The following is an 8,384-nucleotide window of genomic DNA, read 5'->3' as shown; positions in this document are numbered from 1 at the left end:
GAGGTGCCGAGTGGTGGGGCAAGAGCGTTTTGCTTACTTTTGCGCTTTTCAAAAGTGAGCCGCCGTAAGGGCGGAACCCATAGCAGCCGTGACCACAGAAACGGATATGTACTCGTTCCAATCCAAAATCCCGGTCGGCCCAGAGGCCGCCATCGGGGGCAAGCCCCCTCCCACATTTGGACAGTGGCGCGTCAGTAAAATAGCTATGGGCTGCCCGCTGCCTTTTAGAGCACCTTGTCCAAGGTAATCGGAAACTCCCGAACCCGTTTCCCAGTAGCATGATAGATAGCATTCGCCACCGCCGCCGCCACCCCGACAATACCGATCTCCCCCACACCCTTGGACCCCAGGGCATTGACGATCTCGTCATGCTCTTCGACAAACAGCACATCAATCTCGCCGATATCGGCATTCACCGGGATATGGTACTCGGCCAGACTGTGGTTCATGGAGCGCCCCAGTTCATGATCAACCTGAGTCTCTTCATGCAGCGCCATGCCAATCCCCCACACCACGCCACCAAGGATCTGGCTGCGCGCCATTTTCGGATTAACCACGCGCCCGGCCGCAATCGCACTGACCACGCGGCTGACCTTGATGGTGCCAAGGTCCTCGTCCACGCGAACTTCGACAAACACCGCCGAATGGGTGGCACTGGCATAGCCCTCGCGCTTCTTGTCAGGCTCGCTGTCTACCTGCACCTCCAGCGCGTCCTCACCGCTGTCCTTGACCAACTGAGCCAGCGACACACTCACGTCGCCGGTATGCAACTGCCCCTCTTCGAAACGCACGGACTCGGCGTCCTTGAACACCGGGTAGACCTGCCGCGCGGTCTCCAGCAGTTTCGCATTGAGCGCTTCACAGGCCTGCTGCACGGCGGTACCGACGGACGACACGGTAAATGAGCCGCCCTGCAAGGGCGCCGTGGGCAAGGACGAATCGCCCAGCAGGAAGCTGACATTGTCCATCGCCACGCCGCTGGCCTGGGCCGCGATCTGGGTCATCACGGTGTAGGTGCCGGTGCCGATATCGGTGGTGGCGCTGCTGACAGTGAGTTTACCGTCCCGGTCGATGCGCGCCTTGGCGCTGGCCTTCATCTGCATGGCTTCCCACACCCCGCCGGCCATGCCCCAGCCGATCAACTGGCGGCCGTCGCGCATGCTGCGCGGTTCGGGGTTGCGCTGGCTCCAGCCGAAACGCTCGGCGCCTTCGCTGTAACACTCGCGCAGGGCTTTGCTCGACCAGGGTTTGTCCTCGTTCTGGTTACGCTCGGCGTAGTTGATCAGGCGCAGCTGCACCGGGTCGATGGTCAGGGCACAGGCCAGTTCGTCCATGGCGCATTCCAGGCCGATCACACCCAGGGCCGCGCCTGGAGCACGCATGTCCAGCGGGGTGAATACGTCCAGCGGTACCAACTTGTAGGTCAACTGCACGTTATCGCAGTGATAAAGCATGCCGCTCCATTCCACCACGTGTTCGCTGAAATCCTCGAAGCGCGAGGTCTGGCCGATCGCGGTATGCCCCAGCGCCAGCAGGCGCCCGTTGGCGGCGGCGCCCATCTGCAAGCGCTGCAAGGTGCGCGGGCGGTAGCCGAAGGTGAACATCTGTTGCCGGGTCAGGGTGACGCGTACCGAGCGCTTCAATGCCAGCGATGCCATGACCGCCAGCGGCAATTGGTACTGCGGGCGCAGGCCTGAACCAAAGGCACCGCCGACAAACGCGGCAAAGATGCGCACCTGGCTTTTATCCAGGCCAAACACTTTCTGCACATAGGCCTGGCAATTCTGCGGCCCCTGGGTCTTGTCGTGGATATGCAGCGTGCCGTCCGGCTGGTACAGCACGGTGCTGGCATGGGGTTCCATCGGGTTATGGTGTTCGATGGGCGTGCTGTAGTGCAGATCGAGGCTGATGGCAGCGCCGGCCCATTCGGCCTGGAAATTGCCACGCGGGCCGGGCGGGGTCTGCGGCGAAGGGTGGGCCGATTCCTGCTGGGTCATCAGGTCCGTTTCGAAGTCTTCGGGCGCGTATTCAATCTCCACCAGCGAGCCGGCATGCCGCGCCAGCTCCAGGTTATCGGCGATCACCAGCGCCAGCGGCTGCCCGCTGTAGAGCACGCGGTCGTTGTACAGCGGGCGAAACGGTGAGCCGTCGGCGGCATCCGCATCGGCGAAGGCATCGTCGTAGCTGGCGATCCTGGGGCGATTGAGGTGATCAATCACTTGCACCACGCCCGGCAGCGCGAGGGCCCTGGAGGCATCGATCCGGATGACCCGGCCTTTGGCTATGGTGCTCGATACCACACTGCCATGCAGCAGGCCGTCCTCGGGAAATTCACCGGCGTAGCGCGCCTGGCCGGTGACCTTGAGCAGACCGTCGACACGGTCCAGGGGTTTGCCGATGGCACTCATGGCTGTTCTCCCGCGACCGCAGCGTCGCTCAGTGCTCGAATGATTGCGCGGCGCGCCAGCTTGATCTTGAAACCGTTGTGTTGCAGCGGCTCGGCATCTTGCAGCAGGGCATCGGCGGCGTTACTGAAGGTTTCGCGGCTGACGGTGCGGCCGATCAGCGAGGCTTCCACCGCACGGTCACGCCAGGGTTTGTGGGCCACACCGCCAAGGGCCAGGCGGGCGTCGATGATCTCGTCGCCGTCCAACTCCAGGGCAGCGGCAACCGACACCAGTGCAAACGCGTAGGACGCGCGGTCGCGGATCTTCAGGTAGTGACTGTGGCGAGCCAGGTTATCGGCAGGCAATTCCACGGCGGTGATCAGTTCGTCATCGGCCAATTGGTTGTCCCGTTGCGGCGCATCACCCGGCAGGCGGTGGAAGTCGGCAAACTCGATAACCCGCGCCCCGCCGCGCCCTTGCACATGCACCCGCGCCTCCAGCGCTGCCAGGGCCACGCACATGTCCGAGGGGTGCGTGGCGACGCATTGCGCACTGGCGCCAAGGATCGCGTGGATGCGATTCAAGCCGGTGCGCGCCGGGCAGCCGCTGCCGGGCTCGCGCTTGTTGCACGGCACCGTGGCGTCATAGAAATAGTAGCAACGGGTGCGTTGCAGCAGGTTGCCACCGGTACTGGCCATGTTGCGCAGTTGCGGTGAGGCCCCGGCAAGGATGGCCTGGGACAGCAATGGGTAACGCTGCTCGATCAGCGGGTGCCAGGCCAGGTCGGCATTGCTCACCAGCGCGCCAATGAGCAGGCCGCCCTCGGCGGTTTCTTCGATGGCGCGCAGCGGCAATCCGGTGATATCAATCAAGTGTTCGGGGCGGCTGATGTTCTCTTTCATCAGGTCCAGCAGGTTGGTGCCGCCGGCAATGAAGCGCGACGCCGCACTGCTCAGGTGCACCGCCTCGTGTACATCGGCCGGTTTGCTGTACTGGAAGGGATTCATTGCTCACCTCCGCGGTTGCGGCACGCCGGCAGCGCGTCTTCGATGGCGTCGCGGATATTGCTGTAGGCACCGCAGCGGCACAGGTTGCCGCTCATCAATTCCTGGATCTGCGCAGTGTCGTGGGCGCGGCCTTCGTTGGCCAGGCCGACCGCCGAGCAGATCTGGCCGGGGGTGCAGTAGCCGCACTGGAAGGCATCGTGCTTGATAAAGGCTTGCTGCATCGGATGCAATTGGTCGCCGTCGGCCAGGCCTTCGATGGTGGTCAGCTCGGCGCCGTCGCACATCACGGCCAGGGTCAGGCAGGCGTTTACGCGTTTGCCGTCACGCAACACGGTGCAGGCACCGCATTGGCCGTGATCACAGCCCTTTTTGCTGCCAACCAGGTCCAGTTGTTCGCGCAGCAGGTCCAGCAAGGTGGTCCAGGGCAGCACACTCAATTGGCGATCCTGGCCATTCAAGGTCAAGCGTATCGGGTGGGCAACGTACGGCTGGGCCGCCGCGCCATTGGGGGTCGCGCTCATAAACACCTCACGGGTTGGTGTAGATCCGCGGCGTTCAGGAAAATCGCCGTCTCAGGGGTACGACTTCCAGGGGTTTTGAGCGTTCAAGATGATTGATCAGTGGATATTGAGTGTTGCGGTCAACGTATTTTGCGGCGGGTTGATCGACGAATTGCTGTAGATGAAGTCCCCCGGGCCCTCGACATTCAGGTCGAACACATAGATATAGCCCATCAGCGTGCCCGCGCCATTGCACGCCTGGCTGATGTTGCCGACCTGGCACACCGCCGTGCGCTGGCCATTGAGCACCGCACCGTTGAAGCGCCCGACCGGGTTGTTACCCAGGCCCACTTCCATCACCGACACCTGGATTGCCCCGCGATGTGTACACATCTGAGTAACGGTGACCCGCTCCGGGATGGTTTCCGTGCAAGTGGGCGACTCGACCTTGAACACCCGCACCTCGCTCAAAGCCGGTGCAGTCGCGCCCCACGCCGGTGCTGCGCCCAACCACAGGCTGATACTGGCGATCAGCGCTAGACTCCACACGTTGGCTTTTTTCATGCTGTCGATGACCCACTGTTGAACGTCGCTGCAGTATGCCTCAAGGCCATGCGCCACACAGCCTCGGCTGCTGGTATGATGCGCCGCTTTTTCCGATCCTCTCTGAAGCCACAGGCGCTTGGCGCAGTTTGTGCTTTGACTTAGAGGTCAACAAATCACGACGCAAGATAGCGTCACAGGGAGCCGGCATGCTGGAAAAGCTGTTTCAACTCAAAGCCCACAACACCAATGTGCGCACCGAGATTCTCGCGGGTATCACCACATTCCTGGCGATGGCCTACATCCTGTTCGTCAACCCGAGCATCCTCGGCGAAACCGGCATGGACAAAGGTGCAGTGTTTGTCGCGACCTGCCTGGCGGCGGCCATCGGTTCCACCGTGATGGGCCTGATCGCCAACTACCCGATTGCGCTGGCACCGGGCATGGGCCTCAACGCCTTCTTTACCTATACCGTGGTGCTGCACATGGGCCACACCTGGCAGGTTGCGCTGGGGGCGGTATTCATTTCGGCGGTGCTGTTCTTCCTGCTGTCGATCTTCCGTATCCGTGAGTGGATCATCAACAGCATTCCCCTGCCCCTGCGCTCGGCGATTGCTGCCGGTATCGGCCTGTTCCTGGCGCTGATCGCCCTGCACAACGCCGGTATCGTGGTCGCCAATCCGGCCACGCTGGTGGGCCTGGGCGATCTGAAACAACCGGCGCCGATCCTGGCGACCCTGGGCTTCGTGCTGATCGTCGCGCTGGAAGCCCTGGCAGTGCGCGGTGCCGTGTTGATCGGCATCCTGGCGGTGACCATTGTCTCGATCCTGCTGGGCGTCACCCCGTTCGGCGGCGTGACCTCCATGCCGCCGTCACTGGCCCCGACCTTCCTGCAGCTGGACATTAAGGGCGCGCTGGATATCGGACTGGTCAGCGTGATCTTTGCGTTCCTGTTCGTCGACCTGTTCGACAACTCCGGCACCCTGATCGGCGTCGCCAAGCGCGCCGGGTTGATGGGCAAGGACGGCCATATGCCGAAAATGGGCCGTGCGCTGATCGCCGACAGTACGGCGGCCATGGCCGGCTCGCTGCTGGGCACCTCGACCACCACCAGCTACATCGAATCCGCCGCCGGCGTGAGCGCCGGTGGCCGTACCGGCTTGACCGCCATCGTGGTCGCGATCCTGTTCCTGCTGGCGCTGTTCTTCTCGCCTCTGGCGGCCAGCGTACCGGCCTTCGCCACCGCGCCGGCGCTGCTGTTCGTGGCGGTGTTGATGACGTCCGGCCTGGCCGAAATCGACTGGGATGACATTACCGTGGCAGCGCCGGTGGTGATCACCGCCCTGGCGATGCCGTTCACTTACTCCATCGCCAACGGCATCGCCTTCGGTTTCATCGCCTGGACCGCCATCAAGCTGCTTTCGGGCCGCTACCGTGAGCTGAACCCGGCACTGGTGATTCTGTCGATCCTGTTCGTGATCAAGCTGGGCTGGTTCAACGCATGACTTTCGACGCCGCACACTACACCGCTCAACTGCAAGACAAGGTCACGCGTCTGCGTGACCTGCTGGCACCCTTCGACGCGCCCGAACCGCAGGTCTTCGACTCGCCGCTGCAGAACTTCCGCCTGCGCGCCGAGTTCCGCCTGTGGCGCGAAGGCGGGGATCGCCACTACGCCATGTTCGCCCAGGACGACAAGCGCACGCCGATCCTCATTGAAGAATTTCCCATTGCCAGCCAGCGCATCAATCAATTGATGCCGCAGCTCAAGGCCGCCTGGCAAGCCAGCGCCGCCCTGAGCCACAAGCTGTTCCAGGTGGAGTTCCTGACCACCCTGGCCGGCGACGCGATGATCACCCTGTGCTATCACCGCCCGCTGGACGAACACTGGCACGCCGCCGCCAACCAGTTGGCGGCCGAGCTGGACGTGAGCATCATTGGTCGCTCCAAGGGCAAGCGCGATGTCATCGGCCGCGACTACGTGGTGGAAAAACTCGAGGTCGGCGGCCGCACGTTCAGCTACCGCCAACCCGAAGGCGCCTTCACCCAGCCCAACGGCACGGTGAACCGCAAGATGCTCAACTGGGCGTACGACGCCCTGGGCGATCGCCCGGACGACTTGCTGGAGCTGTACTGCGGCAACGGCAATTTCACCTTGCCGCTGGCAACCCGCGTGCGCAAGGTGCTGGCCACCGAAATCAGCAAGACGTCGGTCAATGCGGCCCTGAGCAACCTCGATGAAAATGCCGTGGATAACGTCACCCTGGTGCGCCTTTCCGCCGAAGAACTTACCGAGGCGCTGAATGAAGTTCGACCGTTCCGCCGCCTGCACGGCATCGACCTGAAAAGCTACGAATTCGGCAGCGTATTCGTCGACCCGCCCCGCGCCGGCATGGACCCGGACACCTGCGAACTGACCCGACGTTTCGACAACATCCTGTATATCTCCTGCAACCCGGAGACCCTGGCGGCGAACATTGCGCAACTGCATGACACCCATCGCATTACTCAATGCGCGATGTTTGACCAGTTCCCGTGGACGCATCATATGGAATCGGGTGTGTTGCTGACCCGGCGGTAATCTGCGGGGTATGAGTATCGCCAGTTAAGGCTTTTGCAGGAGCGAGCTTGCGCGCGAAAAACGTCAACGATAACGCATGCTTCCTGGATAAACGCGGTGCCTATGAGTTTTCGCGAGCTCGCTCCTACAGCTCCCCTATTTGGTTATTCAAGTGTCTGTTGGATCTGAGGTCTGCGGTACCTCCTTGCGTGGCCGGCCACCCTTCTTGCCATTGGCACGAGCGGCGGCGGATTTGGCAGCGCTGCTTTTGCGGCCGTTGCGCGATGCCACCAGGCTGGTAGCCAGGTCCATCAGAGGTTGGCTTGTAGCGATCAAGCCGGTGATCGAAACATCCAGGTCCTGGGCCTCACAGCTAATCGCCTTGCCACCGAAAGTCACTTCCAACTGCTGGAAATCTTTCTCTGAAAACCCTTCAAACTCCGGCAGGCCAGCCGCCGGCAACATGACGCGGCTACCATCGCTGAAGCCAATGGAGAGGCAGTCGTTTTCATAACGCACATTGCTGGCGTTGGCGTACAGGCGTTTCAACCTGCGTCCTCGGGCGATTGCCTTGTCAACGTCGGCATCAGTGAGAGGTACATAAGGTGTGACTTTGGCTTTTATGATTTTCATAAATTAATCCCCACACAATCTGGCGCTCTTACCAGATTCAAAATAGTCCGTTGCTCTACGACGTCGTGCCTGGCGCTTGAGATGACGTAGACGCCTTGTCGAATGACCAACCCTGGAACCAACTCACCAGCGTCCCAATTCCAAGAATGATTCTCCAGGCAAACCGTCTGCAGTTTTTCCCACCAAATCCTGCGTGCCCGCGCCAAGTAATGCCGTTGCATGATGGCCCCGCGTATCTCCTTCAGAACCGATAGGGGTGGCTGCCTCCGTTCAGGCTCCACATCCCATAATTCAACGTCCCCGTCCACGAAACTGAAACGGAAACGCGCATCCCATTCCTTGCCCCTGACATGTACATGGGGCGGGCAATGCTCATCCCTGAGAAATACCGAGATTACATATCCCTTGTAAGCACCTACTCTCATCGTAACCCATCCGTTAGGTTTTTTTCCATCAGGTAACAATTTTCCCGTATCACCCGACAACCGGCTTCATGCTCACGAAGCTGCTTCAAAGATTAGTAACGACGAACAAACCGGCGAATGCCGGGTTGTAACCACTCATGCCAACAGCTGGGGAGACTTGGGCCACGCCCGCAGAACGTGTTCCCTCAGCAATCCGGCGTAACACATCGACTGAAGCTGCCCTGCTGATTAACGGTTCGATAATCGAACAGAACCAGTGACTTCATTTGACCAAATTAACCATTCAGTACATTTTATCTCCACAACCAATAAAAACTGTGGAGACCCCT

8 protein-coding genes are annotated in these 8,384 nt (G+C 61.2%); 2 read left to right on the top strand and 6 right to left on the bottom strand.

What is annotated here, in order from left to right:
• Window positions 1-224: 224 nt before the first annotated feature.
• The 4 genes from BFP93_RS24220 to BFP93_RS24205 all read right to left on the bottom strand — a co-directional run bounded on the left by BFP93_RS24220 (window position 225) and on the right by BFP93_RS24205 (window position 4,458).
• Window positions 225-2,408: a xanthine dehydrogenase family protein molybdopterin-binding subunit gene (locus BFP93_RS24220; protein ID WP_065895208.1), complete on the bottom strand. Its 2,184-nt coding sequence runs from the start codon at window positions 2,406-2,408 to the stop codon at window positions 225-227.
• A complete protein-coding gene (locus BFP93_RS24215; protein WP_065895207.1) occupies window positions 2,405-3,394 on the bottom strand; it encodes an FAD binding domain-containing protein in 990 nt (329 codons plus the stop codon). Before BFP93_RS24215 ends, BFP93_RS24220 begins: the two co-directional genes overlap by 4 nt.
• Window positions 3,391-3,915 carry a (2Fe-2S)-binding protein gene (locus BFP93_RS24210; protein WP_065886900.1) on the bottom strand — a complete coding sequence of 175 codons (525 nt, stop codon included), beginning with the start codon at window positions 3,913-3,915 and terminating at the stop codon, window positions 3,391-3,393. Before BFP93_RS24210 ends, BFP93_RS24215 begins: the two co-directional genes overlap by 4 nt.
• A gap of 96 nt (window positions 3,916-4,011) precedes the next feature.
• Window positions 4,012-4,458 (bottom strand): DUF4879 domain-containing protein, encoded by a 447-nt coding sequence (locus BFP93_RS24205; protein ID WP_065895222.1) that lies wholly within the window; start codon window positions 4,456-4,458, stop codon window positions 4,012-4,014.
• Window positions 4,459-4,646: 188 nt separating this feature from the next.
• Here BFP93_RS24205 and BFP93_RS24200 point away from each other — a divergent pair, with 188 nt between their 5' ends.
• Window positions 4,647-5,942 carry an NCS2 family permease gene (locus BFP93_RS24200; RefSeq protein WP_034117796.1) on the top strand — a complete coding sequence of 432 codons (1,296 nt, stop codon included), beginning with the start codon at window positions 4,647-4,649 and terminating at the stop codon, window positions 5,940-5,942.
• A complete protein-coding gene (gene trmA, locus BFP93_RS24195; protein WP_065895206.1) occupies window positions 5,939-7,018 on the top strand; it encodes a tRNA (uridine(54)-C5)-methyltransferase TrmA in 1,080 nt (359 codons plus the stop codon). Before BFP93_RS24200 ends, trmA begins: the two co-directional genes overlap by 4 nt.
• A 147-nt stretch (window positions 7,019-7,165) precedes the next feature.
• On the opposite strand, the gene BFP93_RS24190 is transcribed toward trmA, so the two are convergent.
• Together BFP93_RS24190 and BFP93_RS24185 are read right to left on the bottom strand one after the other, a co-directional pair.
• Window positions 7,166-7,630 carry a DUF2442 domain-containing protein gene (locus tag BFP93_RS24190; RefSeq protein WP_065895205.1) on the bottom strand — a complete coding sequence of 155 codons (465 nt, stop codon included), beginning with the start codon at window positions 7,628-7,630 and terminating at the stop codon, window positions 7,166-7,168.
• The gene (locus BFP93_RS24185) at window positions 7,627-8,055 is read right to left on the bottom strand and encodes a DUF4160 domain-containing protein (protein ID WP_065886897.1); all 429 of its coding nucleotides are present in this window, start codon (window positions 8,053-8,055) and stop codon (window positions 7,627-7,629) included. The genes BFP93_RS24190 and BFP93_RS24185 overlap by 4 nt, the downstream gene beginning before the upstream one ends.
• Window positions 8,056-8,384 lie beyond the last annotated feature (329 nt).

The sequence above is a fragment of the Pseudomonas sp. 44 R 15 genome (genome assembly GCF_900004965.1).
Lineage (GTDB): Bacteria > Pseudomonadota > Gammaproteobacteria > Pseudomonadales > Pseudomonadaceae > Aquipseudomonas > Aquipseudomonas orientalis_A.
This window is presented reverse-complemented; position numbering and strand designations above follow the sequence as displayed.

Bases quoted from the DNA above. Each gene is read 5' to 3' on its own strand.
- BFP93_RS24220 (WP_065895208.1), bottom strand. From the start codon at position 2,408: ATGAGTGCCATCGGCAAACCCCTGGACCGTGTCGACGGTCTGCTCAAG.
- BFP93_RS24200 (WP_034117796.1), top strand. From the start codon at position 4,647: ATGCTGGAAAAGCTGTTTCAACTCAAAGCCCACAACACCAATGTGCGC.
- trmA (WP_065895206.1), top strand. From the start codon at position 5,939: ATGACTTTCGACGCCGCACACTACACCGCTCAACTGCAAGACAAGGTC.
- BFP93_RS24185 (WP_065886897.1), bottom strand. From the start codon at position 8,055: ATGAGAGTAGGTGCTTACAAGGGATATGTAATCTCGGTATTTCTCAGG.
- BFP93_RS24210 (WP_065886900.1), bottom strand. From the start codon at position 3,915: ATGAGCGCGACCCCCAATGGCGCGGCGGCCCAGCCGTACGTTGCCCAC.
- BFP93_RS24215 (WP_065895207.1), bottom strand. From the start codon at position 3,394: ATGAATCCCTTCCAGTACAGCAAACCGGCCGATGTACACGAGGCGGTG.
- BFP93_RS24205 (WP_065895222.1), bottom strand. From the start codon at position 4,458: ATGAAAAAAGCCAACGTGTGGAGTCTAGCGCTGATCGCCAGTATCAGC.
- BFP93_RS24190 (WP_065895205.1), bottom strand. From the start codon at position 7,630: ATGAAAATCATAAAAGCCAAAGTCACACCTTATGTACCTCTCACTGAT.